21 protein-coding genes are annotated in these 22,836 nt (G+C 47.0%); 13 read left to right on the top strand and 8 right to left on the bottom strand.

The genetic code is table 11. From position 1 onward, the window contains the following. Positions 1–70 precede the first annotated feature (70 nt). From QFZ48_RS20290 to QFZ48_RS20265, 6 genes are all read left to right on the top strand, one after another. On the top strand, positions 71–3,034 hold the full coding sequence (locus QFZ48_RS20290; protein ID WP_429063369.1) for a glycoside hydrolase family 38 C-terminal domain-containing protein: 2,964 nt from the start codon (positions 71–73) through the stop codon (positions 3,032–3,034). Between the two features lie 4 nt (positions 3,035–3,038). Continuing rightward, on the top strand, positions 3,039–4,835 hold the full coding sequence (locus tag QFZ48_RS20285) for a class I mannose-6-phosphate isomerase (RefSeq protein WP_429063368.1): 1,797 nt from the start codon (positions 3,039–3,041) through the stop codon (positions 4,833–4,835). Positions 4,836–4,837: 2 nt separating this feature from the next. Beyond that, positions 4,838–6,127, top strand: coding sequence for an MFS transporter (locus QFZ48_RS20280; RefSeq protein ID WP_429063367.1), 1,290 nt, complete (start codon positions 4,838–4,840; stop codon positions 6,125–6,127). Positions 6,128–6,304: 177 nt separating this feature from the next. Beyond that, positions 6,305–6,676, top strand: a complete 372-nt coding sequence (locus QFZ48_RS20275) for a hypothetical protein (RefSeq protein ID WP_429063366.1) — start codon at positions 6,305–6,307, stop codon at positions 6,674–6,676. An 11-nt stretch (positions 6,677–6,687) separates the two neighbouring features. Next, the gene (locus tag QFZ48_RS20270) at positions 6,688–8,889 is read left to right on the top strand and encodes a hypothetical protein (protein WP_429063365.1); all 2,202 of its coding nucleotides are present in this window, start codon (positions 6,688–6,690) and stop codon (positions 8,887–8,889) included. Positions 8,890–8,909: 20 nt separating this feature from the next. After that, the gene (locus QFZ48_RS20265; protein WP_429063364.1) at positions 8,910–9,683 is read left to right on the top strand and encodes an SDR family oxidoreductase; all 774 of its coding nucleotides are present in this window, start codon (positions 8,910–8,912) and stop codon (positions 9,681–9,683) included. Between the two features lie 61 nt (positions 9,684–9,744). Here QFZ48_RS20265 and QFZ48_RS20260 read toward each other — a convergent pair whose 3' ends face one another. After that, positions 9,745–9,984: a hypothetical protein gene (locus QFZ48_RS20260; RefSeq protein ID WP_429050288.1), complete on the bottom strand. Its 240-nt coding sequence runs from the start codon at positions 9,982–9,984 to the stop codon at positions 9,745–9,747. A 393-nt stretch (positions 9,985–10,377) separates the two neighbouring features. Here QFZ48_RS20260 and QFZ48_RS20255 point away from each other — a divergent pair, with 393 nt between their 5' ends. Then, positions 10,378–10,767, top strand: a complete 390-nt coding sequence (locus QFZ48_RS20255; RefSeq protein ID WP_429050289.1) for a DUF6766 family protein — start codon at positions 10,378–10,380, stop codon at positions 10,765–10,767. A gap of 15 nt (positions 10,768–10,782) precedes the next feature. Here QFZ48_RS20255 and QFZ48_RS20250 read toward each other — a convergent pair whose 3' ends face one another. From QFZ48_RS20250 to QFZ48_RS20240, 3 genes are all read right to left on the bottom strand, one after another. Then, on the bottom strand, positions 10,783–11,487 hold the full coding sequence (locus tag QFZ48_RS20250; RefSeq protein ID WP_429063363.1) for a DsbA family protein: 705 nt from the start codon (positions 11,485–11,487) through the stop codon (positions 10,783–10,785). Beyond that, entirely contained in the window at positions 11,456–12,451 is a 996-nt protein-coding gene (locus QFZ48_RS20245; RefSeq protein ID WP_429050291.1) for a manganese catalase family protein, read from the bottom strand. The genes QFZ48_RS20250 and QFZ48_RS20245 overlap by 32 nt, the downstream gene beginning before the upstream one ends. 243 nt (positions 12,452–12,694) lie before the next feature. Continuing rightward, the gene (locus tag QFZ48_RS20240; RefSeq protein ID WP_429063362.1) at positions 12,695–14,752 is read right to left on the bottom strand and encodes an endonuclease/exonuclease/phosphatase family protein; all 2,058 of its coding nucleotides are present in this window, start codon (positions 14,750–14,752) and stop codon (positions 12,695–12,697) included. Between the two features lie 127 nt (positions 14,753–14,879). On the opposite strand from QFZ48_RS20240, the gene QFZ48_RS20235 reads away from it, so the two are divergent. Beyond that, on the top strand, positions 14,880–15,842 hold the full coding sequence (locus QFZ48_RS20235; RefSeq protein ID WP_429063361.1) for an MBL fold metallo-hydrolase: 963 nt from the start codon (positions 14,880–14,882) through the stop codon (positions 15,840–15,842). Between the two features lie 75 nt (positions 15,843–15,917). Next, the gene (locus QFZ48_RS20230; protein WP_429063360.1) at positions 15,918–16,505 is read left to right on the top strand and encodes a DUF4142 domain-containing protein; all 588 of its coding nucleotides are present in this window, start codon (positions 15,918–15,920) and stop codon (positions 16,503–16,505) included. 76 nt (positions 16,506–16,581) lie between these two features. Here the strand turns inward: QFZ48_RS20230 and QFZ48_RS20225 are convergent, their stop codons facing one another. Both QFZ48_RS20225 and QFZ48_RS20220 read right to left on the bottom strand, forming a co-directional pair. Beyond that, a complete protein-coding gene (locus QFZ48_RS20225) occupies positions 16,582–16,926 on the bottom strand; it encodes a nuclear transport factor 2 family protein (RefSeq protein WP_429063359.1) in 345 nt (114 codons plus the stop codon). Between the two features lie 91 nt (positions 16,927–17,017). Continuing rightward, a complete protein-coding gene (locus QFZ48_RS20220) occupies positions 17,018–17,581 on the bottom strand; it encodes a Crp/Fnr family transcriptional regulator (protein WP_429063358.1) in 564 nt (187 codons plus the stop codon). 229 nt (positions 17,582–17,810) lie between these two features. On the opposite strand from QFZ48_RS20220, the gene QFZ48_RS20215 reads away from it, so the two are divergent. From QFZ48_RS20215 to QFZ48_RS20205, 3 genes are all read left to right on the top strand, one after another. After that, positions 17,811–18,260 (top strand): Hsp20/alpha crystallin family protein, encoded by a 450-nt coding sequence (locus QFZ48_RS20215; RefSeq protein WP_370907851.1) that lies wholly within the window; start codon positions 17,811–17,813, stop codon positions 18,258–18,260. Between the two features lie 161 nt (positions 18,261–18,421). Then, positions 18,422–18,820 (top strand): hypothetical protein, encoded by a 399-nt coding sequence (locus QFZ48_RS20210; RefSeq protein WP_429063357.1) that lies wholly within the window; start codon positions 18,422–18,424, stop codon positions 18,818–18,820. Between the two features lie 775 nt (positions 18,821–19,595). Beyond that, positions 19,596–20,339 carry a DUF2625 domain-containing protein gene (locus tag QFZ48_RS20205; protein WP_429063356.1) on the top strand — a complete coding sequence of 248 codons (744 nt, stop codon included), beginning with the start codon at positions 19,596–19,598 and terminating at the stop codon, positions 20,337–20,339. A gap of 74 nt (positions 20,340–20,413) precedes the next feature. On the opposite strand, the gene QFZ48_RS20200 is transcribed toward QFZ48_RS20205, so the two are convergent. After that, entirely contained in the window at positions 20,414–20,959 is a 546-nt protein-coding gene (locus tag QFZ48_RS20200) for a dihydrofolate reductase family protein (RefSeq protein ID WP_429050302.1), read from the bottom strand. Between the two features lie 65 nt (positions 20,960–21,024). Beyond that, a complete protein-coding gene (locus tag QFZ48_RS20195; protein ID WP_429063355.1) occupies positions 21,025–21,759 on the bottom strand; it encodes a DUF6597 domain-containing transcriptional factor in 735 nt (244 codons plus the stop codon). Between the two features lie 120 nt (positions 21,760–21,879). Between QFZ48_RS20195 and QFZ48_RS20190 the strand changes: the two genes are divergently transcribed. Continuing rightward, positions 21,880–22,830, top strand: coding sequence for an SDR family oxidoreductase (locus QFZ48_RS20190; RefSeq protein ID WP_429063354.1), 951 nt, complete (start codon positions 21,880–21,882; stop codon positions 22,828–22,830). The last annotated feature ends 6 nt before the right edge of the window (positions 22,831–22,836 follow it).

The following is a 22,836-nucleotide window of genomic DNA, read 5'->3' as shown; positions in this document are numbered from 1 at the left end:
ACTTTTGGTCAGCCCTTTTTTAACCCTGTATCCTTTCCGAATATTGAAATATGTCCGTATGTTTGTACATATGAAGCATATAGTAGCAAAACTCCTGTTATGTAGCTGCTTTCCGGCCGCCCATGCTAGTGCACTGGGTCTGGAATTTCCCGGTTCACATAGCGGGGATTTAGCCCTTTCTCCTGCCGGCGCTGAAATATCACAGCAGGCAGCATCCTTTACCAGCATTGAACTGCAACCCACTATCGCTTACCTGAACCATCACGGCACTCCCGCCCGGATGGTAAGAATGCGCTTTCATGGGGGAAAAAGCTATCAGCCCGCAATGGTGTATATGTACTTCAATGGCCATGAAGACAGTCTCTCGCTGGCCGCCAGCCCCGATGGCATCGCGGACTATGAGCTGCCGCTGCCCGGTGAAGCAATAGACAAAGACACCGAGTTGTTTGTTCGCCTGCTCAGTGCCGGGCAAACCTATACCGCCCGCTGCATTGTTTCACCCACCCGGCAATGGAACGTATACCTCATGCCCCACTCGCATGTAGATGTAGGATATACCAACGTACAGGCAAAGGTGCTGGCCATTCATATGAACAACATCGATGAAGCAATTAAAATAGCCGCCCGTACGGCCGGCTATCCGCCGGAAGCTCGCTTCAAATGGAACACGGAAGCGCTTTGGGTGGTAGATAAATACCTCGCCGCCGCCAACGATGAAAAGAAACAAACTTTCCGCGAAGCCGTAAAAAAAGGCTGGATCAACCTCGACGGGACTTACGCCAACACCAATACCAGCGCCACTTCATCCGCGCAGTTGCTGCAACTGTTTTCTTTGGGGGCCCGGCTCGCAAAAGACTACGACATTAACATCAACACCATGTTTCAGGGGGATGTTCCAGGCGCCTCCTGGGGACTCATCAGTCAATCGGCCATTACCGGCATGAAGTACTTCCTCAGCGCACCCAATGCCAACGACCGCATCGGCAGTTCCGGGCAATGGCGCGATAAACCCTTCTACTGGCGGGATGCCTCCGGGAAACAACAGGTGCTCTTCTGGCAGTCGTCGCCCTACTCTATCGGCTATACGCTGAAAGGAAGCAAAATACCCAACTTCTTTACCGTAGAAGACCCCAAGCCTTATTACACCGGCAAACCCACCGATAATTTCCTCAATCCCTATCTTTTTGATTATCTCTCCCAGCTGGAGCACAACCACTTTCCCTATAATATGACGCTCCTCACCTGGGCTATGAGCGACAATGCCCCCATAGACCCTGAGCTGCCGGACGCAGTAAAAGCATGGAACGAGCGGTATACATCTCCCAAACTGATTATTACCTCGGTAAAGCAATTTTTCCACGACTTTGAAGCCGGATGGAAAGACAAAATTCCTGTGTTCACCGGCGACTATACTGAATACTGGACGGATGGCATCGCTTCTGCTGCAAAAGAAACCGCCATCAACAGGAACGCATCTGACCGGCTGCAACAGGCCGGCGCTATCTGGGCTATCAGGGGAAAAACCGGTTATCCGGCCGACTCCTTCCGCAACACCTGGACGGACCTCATCATGTTCAACGAACATACCTGGGGCGCTTTCAACAGCGTGTCTGATCCAAAGGATCCTAAAGCCGTTGCCCAATGGCAGTTTAAACAGCGCTTTGCGTTGAATGCCCGGGGCCGGTCCGAAGCATTGCTGCACAGCAGCACTAACGGCAACGGGTATACCGGCAATACCATCACATCCGCGGTAGACGTTTACAATACCCTGGGACATTCCCGCACCGCATTGGTGCGCATACCCGCCACCCTCAGCACCTCCGGCGACGTTGTAAAAGATCTTAACGGCAGGAAATTGCCCGCCCAGCGGCTCAGCACCGGCGAACTTGCCTTCCTGGCAACCGCGCTGCCTCCTTTCTCTAAACAACGCTTTACCATTCATCCCGGAGGCGGAGCACCATATAAAAAAGCAACAGTTACAGCCTACAACCTCGAGAACGGCATTTATTCCGTGGGGGTGGACCCAAAGACAGGCAACATCATTCAACTGCTGAAAAAAGGCTATAACGGCAACTTTGCTGACTCCGCAGGATTGAACCAATACAGCTATATGCCTGGTGACGCTGCTGAAAGAATTCAATACAGCGGACAGGCAAACATCCAGATAAAAGAAAATGGCCCGCTGGTGGTGAGCCTGTTAATCACCACACCTGCGCCCGGCGCCCGCTCCCTCACCCGTGAAATACAACTCGCTGCAGGTACAGACCAGGTGATGCTGACTAACACGATTGATAAAACTGCCATTGGCAGCAAGGAAAGCGTACACTTTGTATTTCCGTTCCGTATCCCCGGTGCACAGGTACGTTACAGCATCCCCTGGGGAAATATAACCGCTGAGGCTGATCAGTTGCCCCATACTAACAGGAACTGGTATACGCAGCAACGTTGGGTAGATGTATCCGGGAAAAATACAGGCGTTACCTGGTCCGCTCCCGATGCGCCCCTGTTTGAAATAGGTCAATACCCTACTGCAGGACTACTCGGCGGCCTGCACAACTCTCCCCGCTGGATTTCCTTTATAGAGCAACAGCCGCTCATTTCTTCCTGGGTAATGAATAACCTGTGGCATACCAATTTCCGGAGGGACCAGGAAGGGATCACTACCTTTCATTACTACCTGCAGGTGCATGGCCCGTTTGATGTCGCCGCGGCTAACAAAACCGGCTTGGAAAATCACCAGCCACCGGTTGTTGCCGCCGCAAACGGCGCTCCTTCGGAAAGCCTGTTCTTTAACATCAGCGGGGAAAATGTATTTGTGGAAAACCTTTATCCTGCGGCCAACGGCAATGGCGTATTGCTGCAACTGGTAAATACATCCGCTCATACGGCCACGGCTACACTAACATCAAAAAATAAAACCACTGCTTTAAATATTTCAGAAAGCGATATACTGGAAACAAACAAGCACACAGTTCCCGAAAGTTTCTCCATTCCCGGCAAGGGAGTAATAATGATCCGTGTGGAAAAAAAATAAGATTATGATCTGGCGAGAATCAGCACAGCCCTTGCTGCCGGAACATGCAGCCACCCCACCGCCAGGTACCTATAACAGGTACCCGGCCCATCCGCTGGGCAATGGGAAGATACAGACAGGATACGAATCACTGGCCAAATGGATGGTACAGCACCCGGTGGTGCTGATAGACGGCTATGCTGGTATTTTCTGGGATAAGATCAGCGCTGCCCTGCAAGCGGAATTTACACGTATAGGCGTAAACGTTAAATGGCATGATACGCATTGCCTGCTAAAAAACAGTGATAACATTCAGGAGCTGGTCGATCCCTTTATTGGCAACGAAGGTGAGCTGTGGGGTAGAAAGACATCTTTACAGATCACCGATTTCTTTGATGAGGAGAAACTGGGGGCATTGTCATTCGATGGCCCCTATGACCTTCACATTGTATGGGGCGTCGGCGCCGGGCTCACCCATACCGCTGCCCCGCTGGTGTACCTGGACCTGCCCAAGAATGAATTACAGTACCGTATGCGCGCAGGCACTATTACTAACCTGGGCTGCCATACCGCCGGCGGCAGTACGGAAATGTATAAACGGTTTTACTTCGTGGATTGGGTAGTGCTCAATCGTTATAAGCAAACCCTGCTGCCACGTATCCACATCATGGCAGATACGCAATGGCCGGATCATATTGCCTGGGCATTTAATGAAGATCTGCAGGCGGGCATTGACCACCTTGTTCATTCCACGTTCCGGGTGCGGCCCTGGTTTGAAGCCGGCGCCTGGGGCGGGCAGTGGCTAAAAACACATATCAATGGTATCAACACCGAAGAAGTAAATTATGCATGGTCATTTGAGATGATTGTTCCGGAAAACGGGGTGCTCTTTGAAAGCGATGGCTACCTGATGGAAATTCCCTTCGAATGGCTGATGTATGCGCAGCACAGGGCTATCCTCGGCAATCATGCCCCGATCTTCAAATATGAATTCCCTATCCGGTTCGACTTCCTAGATACCTTCGACGGCGGCAATCTTTCCATTCAATGCCATCCTACCATGGATTATATCCGCACACATTTCGGTGAAACATTTACGCAGGATGAAACTTACTACATCCTGGATTGTAAAGCCGGCGCCGCTGTATACCTGGGTTTCCAGGATGGAATTGATCCCGGAGTGTTCAGAACCAAACTGGAAAACAGCCGGGATCTTGGTATTCCGGTAGAAATAACAGATTTTGTACAACAACATACAGCAGATAAACATACCTTGTTCCTGGTGCCTAACGGAACTGTACATAGCGCCGGCGCCAATAACCTGGTACTGGAAATCAGCGCCACCCCGTACATTTTTACATTTAAAATGTACGACTGGCTGCGGCCCGGCCTGGATGGAAAACCAAGGGCCATCAATATAGCGCATGCATTTCACAACCTGGATTTCAGCAGGCAGGGCAAGGCAGTAAAAGAGCAACTCATTGCTGCCCCTGTGATAATAGAACAAGAGGCAGACTACCGGCTGGTACACCTGCCTACACATGCGGCACATTTTTATGATGTGCACCGGCTGGAATTCAGCAACAGCGTTAATATAACTACCAACGGCAACTGCCTGGTGATGATGCTCGTAGAAGGCAGTACAATAACGGTTACTACCGCCAACGGGCATACGAATATGTATCACTATGCGGAAACTTTCGTGATACCGGCGGCGGCGACAGCCTGCCGGATTACCAGCAATAACGGGGAACCGGTGAAACTGATCAAAGCTTTTTTAAAATCATCGCATCCGGTTTATCAACAAATAGCATCCACCTGAACATGCAGCAACACGGTCAACATCTCACCTTTATTACGCTGGTAGCCTCCCTGGGCGGCTTCCTTTTTGGTTTTGACATGGCCGTAGTATCCGGTATCCTTCCTTTTGTGGAGCGCCGGTTTTCTTTGTCGCCCGCACAACTGGGCTGGTTTGTTTCGTCGGCGCTGGCAGGCTGTATTGCCGGGGTCATTTTTGCCGGCGACATCAGCGACCGGCTTGGCAGAAAAAAGTTGTTATTCCTTTCAGCAGCCCTGTTTGTACTCACCGCGCTGGGCTGCACCTTTATCCCGGTATTTTCCTGGCTCATTGCAGCGCGCATACTTGGCGGCATGGCGGTAGGTATCGCCTCCAGTGTGGTACCCCTTTATCTCTCTGAAATTGCCCCCGACCACCTACGTGGCCGGCTGGTTACCTATTACCAGCTGGCTGTGACCATCGGTATTTTCAGCGCCTATGGCAGCAATGCGCTGCTCCTGAAATATGCAGCCACGCCCGCCCAAAGCGGATGGCTGCTGATCACCGGCCTGGAGGTATGGCGCAAAATGTTTGGCGTGGGCATTTTCCCCGCACTGCTTTTTTTACTGGGTATCGCGTTTATTCCGGAAAGCCCCCGCTGGCTGAAGCACAGGCATACTTTAACGGAAGATAACGCCACCGGTTATACGCAATTGCTGGCGCCGCGCTACCGCCGCGCCTTGTTGATTGCCATCCTGCTACCGTTATTCTCACAGTTCAGCGGGATCAACGCCATTATTTACTATGGCCCTACTATACTGCACCAATCCGGGCTTACGCTGGACAGCTCCCTCATCAGCCAGCTGTTTTTTGGCGCAGCAAACGTGCTCTTTACGTTTATTGCGATCTGGAAAGTAGACAATCTTGGCAGGCGCCCTTTATATCTGTGGGGAACAGCCGGCGCGGCGGTGAGCCTGTTGCTGACCGGCATCTGTTTTTATGCAGGCGCCGTTAATGGCATCTATCTCTTGCTTTGTGTATTGGCTTTCCTTGCTTGCTTCGCCTTTTCTATCGGCCCGTTGAAGTTTGTGATTGCAGCCGAAATATTCCCTGACAGCATACGCGCGAAGGCACTGTCGCTCAGCATCATGGTAATGTGGACCGCCGATGCGATCATGGGGCAGTTAACGCCCGTTATGCTGGCATCTGTAGGAACGCCCCAAACATTCTGGTGCTTTGCATTATGCTGTGTATTCGCTTTTATAACGGTATATAAGCTGGTGCCGGAAACCAAAGGCCAATCGATGGAAGCCATCCAGCACCACTGGCTGCATTAATAGAAAGCCCTGTAAAACATTGTACAATCTGTCCTCTCCTAAATATCAGTCCGTGGCTTTTCATCCACGTTTATAATGCCTGCGTGTGCTATGTAACAGGCTTTTTGTTGTCTTCTGGCCTGACCTCCCGACTGGTACGGATTTTTATGCGGTGTTTAATAATTAACGCCAAAGTGCATGACGCAAATACTTGAAACAGTGTTATGGATACAGGGAATCTATTTCCTGGTTACAGGCATCTGGCCGCTGGTGTATTATACCAGCTTTGAAACAATCACCGGCCACAAAACGGATGTATGGCTCGTAAAAACAGTAGGTGCACTCCTGGCGGTAACAGGATGTACCTTATTAAACACGGCCTTGCATCCAGGGGCTGCAACAACGGGAACATTGATTATTGGCGCAGGCACAGCGCTTGTATTACTACTGGTAGATGTGATATATGTATCCAAAGCAGTGATATCAAAAATATACCTGCTGGATGCCGGTATACAACTCTTGCTGATCACCTTGTGGTGCCTGCATATTTTAACCCTGGAGCATGCTTAAATATATGATTTATGGAAGGAGTTTCACCTCATGCAACGGCCATTAATGAAATATTCAATAATCCCGAATTAAAAGAGATCTTTTACCAGCCATCCGGCGCCTGTCATTACTATGTATACTGCGCAGGAGATGCCTTATGGGTGTTGGCCGAATGGCCCGAAGGCCCCCGTGTTACTTTCAGGGCGGTATACGCCCCGCACGACAAAATTGTGATAAAGCAAACCATCAAGAAAAAAAACCAGGCTGTTTTTCATCTGCAAACACTGGCAGCTTCCTATATGGTAACGCTGGACCTCTATAATAACGGATACTCCTCTATCCGTTGTAAAACAACCGTTACACCAGTTGTTCCGCTCATCTTTCACTACTGGCCACGTGATATTATGCCCCTGAAACGAACCGGTTACAAGGGTATCCCGGAAGGTGATATACATCTTTCCCAAAACGGTCCGCGTACAGGAATGATCTATTTCAGCATAAAGGAACCTGGCTCGGGGTCCGTACTATATCTTCAAAACCTAACATCCCTTGATAAATACTGTGAGCAAACGAAAACATCCGCCAGTAATTCAGTGGGGGGCACATGGCCTGATATAGGCTTTATGCTGCCTGTTTCAGATGGACAGTCCTTAAAGGCGGGCAAAACCTACACCATTAGCGACGCATTTGTGGTAATGGACGACAAAGCACCCGCTGACGAAATAGCCATGTCGAAACAATTTATGGACCTGTTGGCAGAAATATATCTCCATCTTCCCAAACCGGCAACACAATATCACCACTGGCCGGAAATACTGGATAAAACATGGCACGATCTGGAACACAGCGCCGGCAGCTGGTGCCAGGTAAATGGCCATGCTTTTCTGAACGCTTATGTGTGTGATTATAAAACACCCCCGGAACTGATGGTGCAGCTGAGTGTTTTGCTCCCCCTGATAGATTACCAGCAATGGAGCCGGCGCGAAATGCAGACGATAAAGGATCTTGTAGCGGTGATACCGGATTTCTATGATAAAAAACATAAAACATTGGTCCGGTGGCTTCCCGCAGCCCAGGACAGGCTGGATAAATCGGAAGAACATAAAACTCCTTTGTTAATGGACAGCTGGTACCTTCACCACCCGTTAATGAACCTGGTAAGGCTGATGAAACAGGGACATGAAAGTATCAGGGAAATGCTTTTCTCATCCCTTGATTTCGCGATAAAAGTAGCCCATCATTTTAATTATAAATGGCCGGTGTTCTATAACATGGAAACATTGGAAGTAATAAAAGCGGAAACTGCGCCAGGCAAAGGCGGAGAAAAAGATGTAGCCGGTATTTATGCAAAAGTGATGTTGCTGGCATGGGAGCTTACGCAGGAAGAAATATATCTGCAGGAAGCGAAGGCAGCATGTCTTTCGTTGCAGGGAGAAGGATTTCAGATTTTTTACCAGGCCAACAATACAGCTTTTTCTGCTTTTACGGCATTGAAGTTATACCTCCTTACAAAGGAAGAGGTATTCCTGGATATCAGCTTTCTCTGTCTCGCTAATATGTTTAAAAATGTATGGCTGTGGGACTGCAATTATGGTTATGCAAAAAATTACCCTACTTTTTTCGCGCTTTTTCCCCTGCCGGAAGCGCCATATACAGCCGTTTACGAGGAAACCGAATGTTTTTCTTCCTTCGGGGATTATCTTTTGATGTCGGAAAACATCCCCATACCTGAATCAGTCAGGTTACTGCTCAGTGAATTTACACGCTACTATATTTATCGGGCAGCCTATTATTATCCGCCCATGTTACCGGAAGATTGCCTGTCAGAAGACACCAAAACCGGGGAAGTAGCGAAACAGTTGTGGATACCTGTGGAAGATCTACAGGAGGGCTGGAACAAGTCGGGGACCGTAGGCCAGGAAGTATACGGTTCCGGCCTTGCCTTTGCTTTGATTCCCCGCCACTATTACGTGGTTCCCGGCGAATCGCTCCTCATTTTCATCGACTATCCCACCAGCAGCTTTACCATAAAAGGCAAAACGGTGACCTTCCGGGTATTGGGACATAAAAAGGGAGTCTGTCATATGCGTATGATAGCCATCCAGAAACGTACTGCCCTGCCCCGGATCAAAGTAACAGATGAGAAAACGGAAATAAACGGCACGCCGTGTGACAACGGACATCTTGAATTTAAACTCAAAGGAAACCAGCAGATTACCATCTCCTGGAAGTAAACCATTTAAAAAGTATTCTTATGGAGCAAACAAATTTTTCATCAATCGGTAAATATGAACCGGAAGAACTGACAGGAAAAAAAATCCTGATTACTGGCGGCACCACCGGAATTGGCAGATCTACCGCCCTCCTGCTGGCCTCGTACGGCGCAAAGGTGATGGTTTTCGGCAGACATGAGCCAGAGCTGAACGATACTATTCAGGCGTTTAAAGACGCTGGCATGGAGGGAAAGGTGCATGGGTTTACAGCAGATATTGCAGAGAAAAAAGGGATTGAAGAAACATTTAAACAGGTAGATGAACATTTTGAAGGCCTCGACATACTAATCAATAATGCCGCGGTGCCATTCAAGGGCATACAGGAAGGCACCTACGATGATTGGCAATATGTACTCAACACCAATCTGCTATCCTACCTGGCCTGCTCACATGAGGCAGTGAAGCGTATGAAAGACAAAGGTGGGGGGCAGATTGTGTTTATCGGCTCCCTCAGCGCGGATGTAAGAACGGCCAACAGCTCCGTGTATACCGCCACCAAAGCCGGCATCCAGGCCTTTTCAGAAGCGCTGCGAAAAGAGGTACAGTCATCGAATATCAAGGTATCGCTTATTGAACCCGGATTGGTGGGCACTGACCTGCTGGATATGCCGGCAGAAAAAAAACTGGAAATGCAGCAGAAAGAAGAAATGCTGATTCCCGAAGATATCGCCTCACTGGTACTGTTCCTGCTGCGTCAACCCTGGCGTTGCAACTTAATGACCAGCAGTTTACTTCCCACTCAGCAATCCATCTGACAAAAAACAGCAGGCGCCAAAAAAGACGCCTGCTGTTTTCACCTCTTCATTCACCATGTAACTAATCGTTACCTTCTACCTTAACTATCTTATTGTAAATACCGAAAAGCAGGAAGGGCGCTGCCCACTGACCAATGAAAAGGCTCACATGTTTCTTGCCTAAACATTGCAGGGCCAGCGACAATCCCATGGCACCTATAGATGCCCACAAAAAAGTATCGGACGGCAGTTTTGCCGTTTGATTTTCTATCGCCTTTGCTACTTTTCCTTCATCACGTTGCTGGTTCAGTATGTTTTCCATAATAACCTGATTTAAGAATGAGTAATATGGTTTATTTCTTCCTGAAATACACTTACAAAATCGTGCCATCCACATCAGCAAACGCAGCAACAACAAGCATTCCAGGCGACACACATGGCATAATTAATGAAGGAATACCAGAAACCATTTACTATGTTAGTACCACTGATCGCATTGATTGTAGTTATTATTGCCGTTGCCGTTTACCTGGGAATGCAATCCAGCCGTAAAACAAAAAGACACCGGTAATAAGTAACCACATCATTCAGACAAACTGTTTCACTATTTCCTCAGTAATGGCGCCGGAAGCTAATATATAACCGGTATTAGGTCTGGCTTGATTTTGTTAGTCATTTACCTGTATAATTTTTATTCACTGTTATATTACAGGTTATGAAAACAAATCAGAAAAAGCCCTCCTACCTGAAGCGAAAAGCCTACTTCTGGGTAACGCTATTCCTGTTCTTTGCTTCCGTAGCATTACATTGGTACTTTGGATGGAAAGATTATCTGAATGAGCAGATGGCGCATTCGCAACCCGCGGAAGTACCGGAATATGCCGTACAGATGATGCGGGAAACAATGGAAAACTGGCAGTCAGAATTTCTCCAGCTTATCTGGCAGGTAGTGGGATTATCCTTCCTGTGGTACTGCGGATCCCCTCAATCAAAAGAAGGTGACGACCGGCGGGAAGAAAAACTGGATTTTATTATTAAACACCTGGAACCCGGCAAAGCTGAAGAATTACTGGAACAATGGAAAATAAAATATCCGGATAAATAATCCGGATATTTTATTTTATTCAGCAACTAATTGGTCAATACACGATGTAATAGCCTCAAAGGGCCTGTTTCCCGTGAGCAGTAAACTTTTCCTGATATCTCTTACCTGTAATAATAATGAAGGGAAACGATGGATGCCCCGGTATTTTGTTTCCTGCATATCCGCCCGGAAGGCATCAATAGCCTGCTGGCTTGTTAACTGCGCTGCAAATTTCCCCGCATCAAACAAGGGATTCTCTTTCGCCAGTTCCTCCGCCGTGGAGATCAACACGTCCTTCCGCGCAATATTTTTTGCTTTGAGCATCACCGCAGTCCGCAACTTAAAAAGATATTGCGCAGCTAATTGCTCCGATTGCAGGGCAGCACACTTTACTGCTACACAGGCCGGGTAAGAAGATGCCGGCGGATCTGTGAACCAGATGGTATCGTTCAACGCTACACCCGTCAGTTGTTTTGCCTGCATCCACACTGGCCCCATTTGTATAGGCCGGCTAACCGCATGCAGTGTATCGTGATAGTTGTTCCATCCCGATAGCATGCCGCCCATGCAATAGCGTACCGACAACCGTTTTCCGTACTCATTAACAAGCCGCTGAATAACCGGCTCAAACGCCCAGCTCCAGCAACAAAGCGGATCAGTATAATAAACCACTTCAAGATGATACCCGGCATCTGCTGCCTTATTTTTTTTATTTCTTTTTAGCGTGGCTTGCCTTTCCATTGCTCTTTTTTTGTACGCCGTCGGTATTGTTATGTTCACTCCATGACTGTTCTCCAATCGGTACGGCCATGTTTATTTCCTCGCTTCGCTGCAGGCTTAAACTCTTGTCTATTTCATCCACACCCTGCAGGGTTCTGCTGGTGCCGGTTGGTTCCACATCCAGCAGTCCGTTTGTTTGCAATACATAACTAACAGGATCTTCAATAAACTGCCAGGTTTCGCCGAGTTGGGAAGATTCGCCTTCATTCCATGCCCCGCGGATATCAGCGCCGCTGGACATATTAAAATAGAGGTTACTGTACCGCGGATCAGACTGCAATACGCCCGGAGGAAAATTGGGCTGTATGGAATCCAGCGCTGCTTCAAACATCTGGAAGTGCGCCACTTCACGGGTCATCAGGAAGTTAAGGGTTTCCTTTACATATGGATCGTCAGTAAATTGGAGCAGGTATTCGTACGTGATTTTTGCGCGTGATTCCGCTGCCATATCAGAGCGGAGATCTACTGTAAGATCACCGTTACAATCGCCATTGATATAGGAAGCCGACCATGGAACACCCTGGCTGTTGGTGTATGCAGGGCCGCCTCCGGAAGACACCAGCAGCTGCGGCGCTACAATTGCTTTGTGAATAAATTCTTCTTTCGCCTTTTTCCCATCCAGTAACTGCATGATCTCCGACTCTTCTGCCGCCTTTTTCAAATCTCCGTTGATGCCTTGCAACAGCATCTGGATAGTGGCGCCCACTATTTCGAGGTGGCTGAATTCTTCTGTGGCTATATCCATCAGCAGGTCGTACTTGTCCGGAAATGGATTCCTGGCGCCAAATGCCTGTCCGAAGTACCTGAGCGCAGCGGCCAATTCGCCGTTTGCACCGCCGAACTGCTCCAGTAATAAAGTAGCAAATGCAGGATCCGGTTTTGATACCCGGGCATTAAACTGCAGGTCTTTTACATGATAGAACATACTTCATCATTTTTGAGTGAACAATACTTTCGTATTTCATTCGCAAATGTGAATCCATACCAATGACATCTTACACGTAAAGCAGCCTGATACAGCGAACCTCGCTCCTGTGTTGTTTTCTGTCAACATGACTGGTCGCAGTCATTCATGTAAGTTTCCCAGGATGGGGTTACTATGAGAAAATGATTACACATTACTGAGACGGATCTCCTCAAACGTGTGGCAGTGACCGATTTCGCCTTGTTATCGTATATCAAATGTAGTAAGTACCGCAGCATGATCGGAGGGCCACACGTCATCTATCTCCGGTGATGTCCGGATAATTTTAGAAGCGATTGCTTTAATGCCCGGCCCTTTGTAATATATAAAGTCGATCCGCGATGTTTGCAGGTGCCCGTAAATCACCGCAAATGTGCCTGCCGGATGCGTTACTTCATTGGGTTGCAGCTCGCGGTAACTATCACGGTAACCCCGTTCCAGCATAAACCTGGAAGCCGGTAATAACACCGGACCATATCCATAATGTAAAAACGCCGCCCTGGCGGTCCAGTCGAGGTGGCTCCCCGAATTAAAATCCCCTGCCAAAATCACCGGCAGCGAGGTATCTGCAGATGCAACCGGGTTAATATTCTGCTCCAGGTTTTTCCGGGCATCTGTTACCGCCAGTTCACTGTCTTCCCTGATCCAGTCGTTAGTATCCAAACCCGGAATAGGATAAAAATCGGTGTACTCATGTTTACTGGCATACCTCAGCCACCAGTTGCCGACCAATACTTTCCGGCGGCCCGGCAGCAGCACCGTTGCGGTATTGGATTTAAAATTATCACCGGATGCATGCTGCTCCAAAGGGTAACGGCTGAACAGTGCGAGGTTGGCACCCGGGGCGGGTGTTTGCAGGTGAAACCCCAGCGTGTCATTCAGGAACTGTTGTGTACCATAGGCTTCCTGCATACTGATAATATCGGCATTGGTCCGCAGCAGTAACTCCTTTACCCGGCCGGGACCATTATTTCCTAGGTGCACGCCACCATGCCAGATATTCCATTGCAGCAGCTTCACCATATGTGCATTGGTAGCAGAAGAGGGTACTACTGTTTTCATAATGTTGGTGGGTGCTGCTTCCGGCGTATAGGCGGTGCCGTTTAAAGCAAATGAAGCAACATCTGCATACAAAGTATCTCCTGGCACCGCGTTCTTTTTTACATCGAAGGTTACCAGGAAATAATTTACCCCGTCTTGCAAGGCATATCTATCTGCCGGAGGCAAAACTAATTTCATTTCTTTCCCCGGGGTATTACCTGTTCCAAACAACTCCTTCCTGCTGTTGGAGCGCGGCGTCTGACCGGCAGCATATACATGCACTGCCGTAATATCGGATAGCCGGGTATTGCGCGATAAATCCAGCTGCAAAGCAGTCAGTTTCAGCGGCTCCTTACTACCGTTAGCCACTATACGTAGTTTAAGTACCGCGTCGTTAGCGCTGCCCGGATCCGCATCCCATTCGCTTTGGATAGTTACCGCATTAAACAGTTGTTGCTTCGGGTGCGGTGTTACAAATAAAGGATTGTTATTTTTCACCAGCGCCGCCAACGGCGATGTTTCTTTATACTTTTTCCGTGTATTCCGCATATGATATGCCTGGTGACCTTTCCCCACCATGTTAAGACATACATCGTCCTGCATATCATCGAAGGTATAATAGCCCTTGAGTGCCTGGAAGTCAGGGTGCGAAGGGCCCAACGGCTGATACATCCACCGGCGGAGGGTGGCGGGAGCCAGTGCGGTAGTCCATATCCGTACTTCATCGATACAACCGCCAAAGGTGCTGGAGTCCATATCGTTGGTGCCTATGGCGCCGGGCAAAATATCCACCGCGCCTTTTGCGCGGCCCACTTCTTTTCCATCCAGGTAAAGTTTGGTTTCCAGGCCATTGCAGGTGGCGGCTACGTGATGCCAGTTGCTATCCAGTATCCCGCGTGCGGTTATATTCGCTTTTTTGCTGTGTAAATGACCGTTTTTAACCATCAAAGGGAGATTGTCGATGTTGGGATAGGCTGCATATTCACCGCCGCCTATAACCGCCTCGCGTTCTTTCCAAACTTTATCGTTTCCTTTGATCCAGGCTTCCACGGTCCAATGCTTCCGGATGATACCCATACCAATACAGGGGTTGTTATCATTGCCATCCAGCAGGAGCGCCTGGTTAGTCTTTTGTGCATATGAGGTAAGGCTACCTGCAAGCAGGAAGATGCCTGTCAGGTATGCTTTTCTCCCGCGGCGGAAGAGCAGGTTGATTTTCATTGTTCGCTATTTTTGTCCACTTCTGCCGCAAAATAAATAACCCGTTTGAGATAACTGTTTTTATTTTTCGGGAGACAGGGGCATTCGGAGGGAACAGTAATTGCTGTATGGAAGGAAAACAACCGGTATGGAAAACATTACGTTAATCGAGGAGAAACTTTATAAGAAGTGGTTTGCAGTGGCGCCCGGCGTTTGGGGTATACACGACGTATTTGTGAATATGTACCTCATTCATGAGCCAGCCAATAATTCCTGGGTACTGGTAGACGCGGGATTGCAAACCTCCGCCCATAAAATTATGCAGGTGGCCAAACATCTCTTCTGGCCACAGGCAACACCATCGGCTATCATTCTTACCCACGGTCACTTTGATCATACCGGCGCGCTTCCGGCGCTGCTGTCGGAATGGGATGTGCCGGTGTATGCGCACTACCTGGAAGCCCCTTATCTTACCGGCAGGTCTGCCTATCCACCTCCCGATCCATATGCCGGCGGCGGTATGATGACATTACTGTCGTGGACATTCCCCAAACAGGGGATTAATCTGAACGGCCATTTGCTTATGCTCCCGGAAGACGGATCCGTACCCGGGCTGGAGGGATGGCGATATATTCATACGCCCGGGCATACACCGGGACATATCAGTCTTTACCGCGAATACGACGGTGTACTGCTGGCGGGAGATGCGTTTGTAACCACCCAGGCGGAGTCGCTGTCTCACGTGATCACCCAATCGAAAAAAGTATCCGGTCCTCCCAAATATTTCACACCTGACTGGATCTCTGCAGAGAGCAGTGTGAAAAAACTGGCGGCCCTGCAACCCCAAACGGTGGCTACCGGCCATGGGAAGCCGTTAACCGGCCAGGAAATGCAGCAACAGCTGCAATCACTGGCAGATAATTTCAAAGCATCCGCCAGGCCCCATTCCGGCAGGTATGTAAATGAAGCGGCTGTTGCCGGGGTGAACGGCGTGGAATACATTCCGCCTGCCGGGAATACCCGTTGGTGGCTGCTGGCAGGCGCTGTGGCATTAGCTGCCGCTGGTATCTGGTATACCCGCAAGCGGACTAAGGCTAGGTTTAATGTTTAAGTGTCATATCTTATTGATAAAATCCCCGGTTCGAGGCATGGCGCTTTTTTTGATATCCTTTCAAAAACTGGAATGATGAAAACATATCCTGTTCTAACATTGGCTGTGGCTGCCCTTCTCTCCTGCGGGCAGCAAAAGAAACCGGACCAGCAAACGGAAAAAGACAGTACGGTGGCGATGAAAGAAAGTATGGATCATCTGCCAAAGGCTACCGTTAATTTTATCACCACCGCGGCTGCCGCTAACCTTAAAGAAATAAGGCTTGGACAACTTGCAAAAAGTAAAGCCCGGGATGAACGGGTGAGGCAGTATGGTGCGATGATGGAAAAAGATCACACTGCCGCCAATGAACAATTACAGGCCATTGCCAATAAAACAGGCGTTACCATGCCTGCAGATCTTACAGACGATGCAAAAGCGACAGAACAAACGCTGACAGATATTAAGAAAGAAGATTTTGACAGGGCCTATATTAAACAGATGATCGAGGATCATAAAAAAACGCTGTTTGAATTTAATAATGCAGTAGCCTCTAAGGATACCGCCATCAGTACCTATGCCAGGGATATGGTACCGAAGTTAAATACGCATTTCGAAGAAGCAAATACCATCCTGGAAAATATGCGTAAACTAATCAACAAAAGAGATATTTCCCATAACTAGTGTGAATGTTTGAAAAAGTAAAAGCCATTCGTAAAGGAATGGCTTTTTTTAAACATGGGCTGCTGTCGTGACGAAACTATTTCGCCGTTTCCAATAATGGCCGCGGGTCAAATACCACCTGGAACGAACGGATACGGTTGTCCTGCAACTGATACCAGCCGCAGCTTAGTATGGGTTTGTCATCCATAATTACATCGTACCAGAGGCACACATCGCTGTCGTCAGCAAACACCTTCCGGATGTTATATTTCAGCTTCATCCGCTCCATATCCTTGAAGTAGGCATCAGCGCCATTACGGGTTCCCATTACACCGTTAAACGTAAGATCATCGGTCACACAGTTGCGTGCCGTGGTAAAATCTTCTTCATTCAATGAATTAATGAAGCGAAGTACGGTTTCTGTTGATTGTGTTGCATTCATACTTTCTGTTGTTAAATGGTTTAAAATTAATGGTGTAAAGATCCACAGATCCAACCATTTTAACCTGTGACAATCGTCACAAACAAGGTGCCTATCTCCTGCTGCGGATGCGGCTTAATGTTTCCCTGGCTACGCCAAGGTAGGACGACAGCAGGGTAAGCGACACCCGTTGCAACAAGCCGGGGTCATGCTCCTCCAGGAATTCGTAACGTTCCTGCGGACTCATTAATTTAAACATGGCGGCATGCTTTTCCTGTTTTGCCGCAATCTGCTGAAGGCATTTCCGGCCCAACGCTTCTATAGCAGGGTCCAGCAGGGATACTTCGCGCAGCTTCTTTACGTCAAAGCGGATAGCCGTTACCGGCCCCAATGCCTGGATGGAGAAAGCCGACTTTTCACCGGTAGCCAGGCTGTTGATATTGGTAGCGATATCATTCTCAAAAAAGAAAGCGGTATTAATATCCTGCCCATCCTTGTTATAGAAGGCCCTGCAGTATCCGCTGCTCACAAAAAACAAGGCGTCACAAACTTTACCGGCCTGTAACAGGTATTCATCTTTGGAGAACACCACCGTTGTTAATGCCGGGGCAAGCGCACACCAGTTGTCTGGCGTAAAGTTGGTGAGAGAATGGATATACTTCAATAAATTTTCCATACTCAAACTTAACATGATTCTTTAAGATATCAGCCTTCTTCATGAAGTTAAAGGGTGGGCTGACAGGATAACCTTTCCCCTCCTATTAAGAGGGTAAATAATGTCAGTTTTCCTGAAAAAAAATCAGTTTTTTGACGATGGCATATCGATTGTAAATTTTTTTTTGAGGCTGGCCAGCCAACTAACGAAATCATTATTTATTGCTCACTATTTAAAAATGGAGGTTAATATGTCACTTATTAAGAGGAACGGGAATCAGTTCCCCGCATTCCCGGCTTTGTTCGATGACTTTTTTGGCCGCGAACTTTTTAATTGGGGAAACAATAACTATTCATCCACCAGCACTACGGTTCCGGCTGTAAATATCCGGGAAACGGACGATAACTTTGAAGTTGAAGTAGCCGCTCCCGGCATGGATAAAAAAGATTTTAAGATCACACTTGATGGCAACCTGCTCACTATTTCTTCTGCCAAACAACATACAGAAGAAACCAAGGAAAAAAATTATAGCCGCAGGGAGTTCAGCTATCAATCATTTCAGCGCAGCTTCGAACTTCAAAAGGATGTAGTGGATGAAGAAAAAATAAATGCCCGTTACGAAAACGGCCTGCTGTTGCTTACTATCCCAAAGAAAGAAGAAGCAAAGCAAAAAGCACCCAGGACAATTGAAATTGGATAAGATCCTCCGTATAGAAAATGGATCTGCGGAAGCTGCTGATACGGGCCAGCAGCTTTTTTTTTATCAAGTACCCGCGACTTTTTACCGGGAACCAAACTTGTCGTCTTTATACTATCCTTTAATAGTAAGGAAGGCTAATTTCATTGCCTAAATACTATTTTATGGAAAATAAAAGAAAACGATGTTTAAAATGGAATGTAGCGGCTAAAACAGTTGCGGTACTTTTAATTGCACTGGTAGGATCATTATCGGTTCATGCCCAAACGCTTCCTCCTCCCCGGTCTAATCCATCAGGGCCTGTACTTTCTGAGTACGAGCGGGAATACAATTATGGTTACGCCGAAGGTGAAAAATTTGCAGGCAGAAAGGACCGTGCTAATTTTGAATATTTCCTCAGAAGATATTACGACGGAATAAGAATGTACCCGGAAAATGACACTTTCTACCGCGCAAGGTTTGAGGGCCTTACCTATGGCTGGATGGATAACCAGCCGGATCCCGATTGGACACTGTATAATAAATTCAAGAAGGCATTGGAACACGATCACACAGAACCTTGAGTTGATTGGTTCAATTATTAAAATGAGCTAAAAGATATCTGGTCGGATATTTTTAGCTCATTTTAATATTTTACGGATAGGCAAGTTTTCCCGATATCAGTTATGGAATAATTTACAGGAAGCCGATACTGGTTACGACAAGAAGGGCGGTTCAAAGAGTATCCAAAACTTTGCATATTTAGGTATTCAAAATCTCATATAGCGGTACAGGTAGATACCTCGTCCCCCGTATGTGAAGCACATGGAATACCTTAAGAAGGACGGTTCAATTAACCATTACTGTGATTCAAACCGTTACTATCACGCCTCAATGATCATTATACGTAATAAGTCAGATACGGCGGTATCATTAGGGATTACCTTCAGTGTTTTCCAGATGCACCGGGAAATGCTGAACAGCCGGGGACAATGGGTAAAGACAAGTGAAAAATTGTGTAAGGATTGGTTTTGCGGCACCGGGCAGCCTAATATATATTTAATGCCTGGTGAGTTAATCGTGTCGAAAATTAGCCATTTTAGCGGAAAACATGCTGTACGCTGTCGCCTGACATTAGGTTGCTGTGATGACATACCTCAGGTATACTCCAATATTTTTACCGAACACGTAACCGATGAACTATTCTACATCGTTGAGGAAGGCTGATATGGGTTGTTATATAGGTCAGCTGGATAATCTAAACCAATCATGAGTTATATTTGCGTTATCCGGCCAGTCACTGCGCTTTTTTGTTAGATAGCCGAAAAAATAATAGCTTGCGAAAACTACACAAAGGTTATGATACGATATCTAATAATAGTCTTGCTGACCTTGTATGCCTTACCAATGACAGCCCAAAATAAAATGAGACAAGTTGAAGAACTAATCAACAAAACTGATCCGGGATGGATATTTGTAGATGAGTGGATTAAATCCGCAAAAAACAAAGTTGAGATCTTACCGGTTGACACCTCAAAAGCAAAAGATGCGTTGTACAAAACCCAGGTGACAACCCGTTCCCCAATGGGTGCAATTATTTATATGACAGGCGGACTTTTAATTGATGATGGCTGGATTAGGATTCTTGGTTCAGGTAGCTCAAAAATTAATCGGACACTTCCTGATTGGAATAAAGGGAAATCTTTTAAAGAATTTGGTGAAAGTCCATCATTTCTGTTAATTGCCGATGATGCTATTGGAGGCTTTTATCTTCTAAATGGCGGAGGGCTTGGCAAGGACTTAGGAAACGTCTATTATTTTTCGCCAGATAATTTGGAGTATGAACAAATGGACCTTACTTATACCCAATTCCTGGACTTCTGTTTCAACAATGACTTGGATAAATTTTATGAGGGCAGCAGGTGGACAAATTGGCGGGACGAAGTTTCAAAGTTAAACGGCGATAAAGTCTTTAACTTTTATCCTTTTCTTTGGACAAAGGAAGGAAAAGACATTAATGAAAACTCCCGGAGAGCCATTTCGATTGAGGAACAATATGATTTTAACCTCGACATGAGAAAACAACTTGGGTTAGACAACTGATAAAAAAACGCCTTCGATAACTTGAAGGCGTTTCAATTTATACTGTCTTTTGTAACAAGTAAATCCTCCGGTATCTATTTCCCCGGCTCATAGGTAAGTTGCACTACACCCGACTTGAAAACATTGGTTTCAATCAACCTTAAACCTATTCGTTCTTTCAAATCTTCAAACAATGGTTTGCCAGCTCCCAAAACTACCGGGTGCACTGATACTTTATAGACGTCAATAAGACCTGTATTTATAAATGTTTTAATAAGACTTGCCCCACCGTATAGCCAGATATCTTTACCATCTTGTCGCTTGATTTCAGCAACCCGGTTTGCTATGTCGGAGCCTATGAAGGTAGCTTTGCTGTCTTGTCTGCTCTGGCTTGAGAAAACAAATTTATTTTTTGAGTGTATTCCCTCCCACATCTCTTTTTCTGCAGGACTGGTAGTTGCATCAGGTTGGAAATTCCCCCAGGCATCATAGCTCACTCTTCCGTAAAATATGGTGTCGACGCTTGCAATAAAACTTCCAAAGTCCATATCGTCGTCCATAATGCACCAATCAATTTCACCATTTGGCCCTTCAATAAACCCGTCTAAGCTGACCGCTAAATTCAAAATTACTTTTTTCATTTAAAATCCTTTTACGCAAAATTAAGTACCTGGCCTGGTTTATCTTTTGGAAAAAAGCGACAAAATTAAAATTGGGAAGGCGTGAGTCCCGTGTGTTGCTTTATTTCATTGGTAAGATGTGCGTGATCATAGAAGCCGCATTCAAACGCTATATCTGACAAGCTTTTCTTTGGGCTGTTGTCACTCATCATAGAAAAAGCCGACTGGAAGCGAATGATCTTTACATACTCCTTGGGGGTTAATCCAATATGGGCTTTAAAAATCCGCTCCAATTGCCTGACAGTTATAAAATTATTTTTTGCCATTTCAGAGATGCTTAACATTCCTTTAGAAATATGGATATCGTTTAAAACAGGCTGAAGCAACTGGTTGATATTTCTTTTCCTGTCCAAAAAATATCTGTTGAGATAAACATGGGGATCATTATTTATCTTATCAACATCAAATGAATGGGCTAAGTCAAACTCAATAGTATGATCCGTCAACTCATTTTGTGGCGCATAGTTATAAAAAGACGAAAACATGGCTGGTTTCAGGCACACTCCCATTAGATGGGTGTTGCTGTCGATAAAACTATCTTTAAAGGAAGTCATTGCTCCTACCACGTATGTTTTCCCGTGATCCATGGTAGCCAGGCCGTTGTCGGTTTTGCAGGATCCTCCTAAATTTATAACGATCCCGGGGCAGCCATCAGGAAATATCCGTTCCCATTGGTGGTCGCTGTCATCTCCTTTCAATTCCCAGAAAGAATGAATATAGGTGGCTAATGCTAAGCAAGGTTTAACCTCGTTATGTTTCATTGCTAAAACTAAATTGGTTGTTTGTAATCTGTGCGTACAAAACCCGGGATTTCACAACCGGATATCAAAATTAGTTAATTACACAATTCTTTCCCTGTTTTAGCTAAATCAAACGCAGTTTTGGATAAATCAACCTCACTAAAGCAACTCATCTTTGTGTCAACAAAAGAAAAAACAATCATGCGTGTATTCGTTACAGGAGCTACAGGCTTCGTCGGTACTGCCATTGTGCAGGAATTATTAGCTGCCGGCCACCAGGTATTAGGGCTGGCCCGTTCAGATGCCTCAGCCCAAAAGCTTATCGAAGCAGGTGCAGAAGTTCATCGTGGCGACCTCGAAGACCTGGAAAGCCTTCGCAGCGGCGCCGCTCAGTCAGATGGCGTGATCCATGCCGGCTTCATCCACGACTTTACCCGGTTTAAGGAAGTATGCGAAGTGGATAAAACAGCCATTGGAACCATCGGCGATGTGCTGGCCGGTTCTGACCGTCCTTTGATCGTTACTTCCGGCACAGCCCTGGTCAGTCCCGGCAAGCCGGCTACCGAAGATATCATTCCTCCGTTCAACCCGGCCTGGCCCAGGGCTTCTGAACAAGCCGCAGATAAAGTAGCCGCGCTGGGTGTGCGTACAGCAGTGATCCGTTTATCTCCATCGGTACATGGCGATGATGATAAACATGGTTTCGTACCCATTCTGGTCAATATCGCCAGAGAAAAAGGAATATCTGCTTATATCGGCGACGGACAAAATCGCTGGAACGCCGTACACCGGCTGGATGCTGCCCATTTGTACAGATTGGCTTTGGAAAACGCCGAACCGGGAGCCCGTTATCATGCTTCAGCCGAAGAAGCGATTACAGTTAAAACGATAGCGGAAGCCATAGGTAAACAACTGAATTTCCCGGTAGTTCCGGTAATGCCGGAAGCAGCCGCTGAACATTTTGGCTGGTTCTCACAGATGGCCGCCATCGACTGTCCCGCATCGAGCGTTTGGACACAGGAGAATTTAAAATGGCGCCCAACGCACGCTACCTTGCTTACCGATATTGAGAACAGTATTTATACCAAATAACCAGCG

The organism is Chitinophaga sp. W2I13 (genome assembly GCF_050434005.1).
In the GTDB taxonomy this organism is placed as follows: Bacteria; Bacteroidota; Bacteroidia; order Chitinophagales; family Chitinophagaceae; genus Chitinophaga.
This window is presented reverse-complemented; position numbering and strand designations above follow the sequence as displayed.

What these genes read in the sequence shown, in the direction of transcription:
- QFZ48_RS20290 (WP_429063369.1), top strand. Translation starts at nt 71, where the DNA reads ATGAAGCATATAGTAGCAAAACTCCTGTTATGTAGCTGCTTTCCGGCC.
- QFZ48_RS20285 (WP_429063368.1), top strand. Translation starts at nt 3,039, where the DNA reads ATGATCTGGCGAGAATCAGCACAGCCCTTGCTGCCGGAACATGCAGCC.
- QFZ48_RS20280 (WP_429063367.1), top strand. Translation starts at nt 4,838, where the DNA reads ATGCAGCAACACGGTCAACATCTCACCTTTATTACGCTGGTAGCCTCC.
- QFZ48_RS20275 (WP_429063366.1), top strand. Translation starts at nt 6,305, where the DNA reads ATGACGCAAATACTTGAAACAGTGTTATGGATACAGGGAATCTATTTC.
- QFZ48_RS20270 (WP_429063365.1), top strand. Translation starts at nt 6,688, where the DNA reads ATGGAAGGAGTTTCACCTCATGCAACGGCCATTAATGAAATATTCAAT.
- QFZ48_RS20265 (WP_429063364.1), top strand. Translation starts at nt 8,910, where the DNA reads ATGGAGCAAACAAATTTTTCATCAATCGGTAAATATGAACCGGAAGAA.
- QFZ48_RS20260 (WP_429050288.1), bottom strand. Translation starts at nt 9,984, where the DNA reads ATGGAAAACATACTGAACCAGCAACGTGATGAAGGAAAAGTAGCAAAG.
- QFZ48_RS20255 (WP_429050289.1), top strand. Translation starts at nt 10,378, where the DNA reads ATGAAAACAAATCAGAAAAAGCCCTCCTACCTGAAGCGAAAAGCCTAC.
- QFZ48_RS20250 (WP_429063363.1), bottom strand. Translation starts at nt 11,487, where the DNA reads ATGGAAAGGCAAGCCACGCTAAAAAGAAATAAAAAAAATAAGGCAGCA.
- QFZ48_RS20245 (WP_429050291.1), bottom strand. Translation starts at nt 12,451, where the DNA reads ATGTTCTATCATGTAAAAGACCTGCAGTTTAATGCCCGGGTATCAAAA.
- QFZ48_RS20240 (WP_429063362.1), bottom strand. Translation starts at nt 14,752, where the DNA reads ATGAAAATCAACCTGCTCTTCCGCCGCGGGAGAAAAGCATACCTGACA.
- QFZ48_RS20235 (WP_429063361.1), top strand. Translation starts at nt 14,880, where the DNA reads ATGGAAAACATTACGTTAATCGAGGAGAAACTTTATAAGAAGTGGTTT.
- QFZ48_RS20230 (WP_429063360.1), top strand. Translation starts at nt 15,918, where the DNA reads ATGAAAACATATCCTGTTCTAACATTGGCTGTGGCTGCCCTTCTCTCC.
- QFZ48_RS20225 (WP_429063359.1), bottom strand. Translation starts at nt 16,926, where the DNA reads ATGAATGCAACACAATCAACAGAAACCGTACTTCGCTTCATTAATTCA.
- QFZ48_RS20220 (WP_429063358.1), bottom strand. Translation starts at nt 17,581, where the DNA reads ATGGAAAATTTATTGAAGTATATCCATTCTCTCACCAACTTTACGCCA.
- QFZ48_RS20215 (WP_370907851.1), top strand. Translation starts at nt 17,811, where the DNA reads ATGTCACTTATTAAGAGGAACGGGAATCAGTTCCCCGCATTCCCGGCT.
- QFZ48_RS20210 (WP_429063357.1), top strand. Translation starts at nt 18,422, where the DNA reads ATGGAAAATAAAAGAAAACGATGTTTAAAATGGAATGTAGCGGCTAAA.
- QFZ48_RS20205 (WP_429063356.1), top strand. Translation starts at nt 19,596, where the DNA reads ATGATACGATATCTAATAATAGTCTTGCTGACCTTGTATGCCTTACCA.
- QFZ48_RS20200 (WP_429050302.1), bottom strand. Translation starts at nt 20,959, where the DNA reads ATGAAAAAAGTAATTTTGAATTTAGCGGTCAGCTTAGACGGGTTTATT.
- QFZ48_RS20195 (WP_429063355.1), bottom strand. Translation starts at nt 21,759, where the DNA reads ATGAAACATAACGAGGTTAAACCTTGCTTAGCATTAGCCACCTATATT.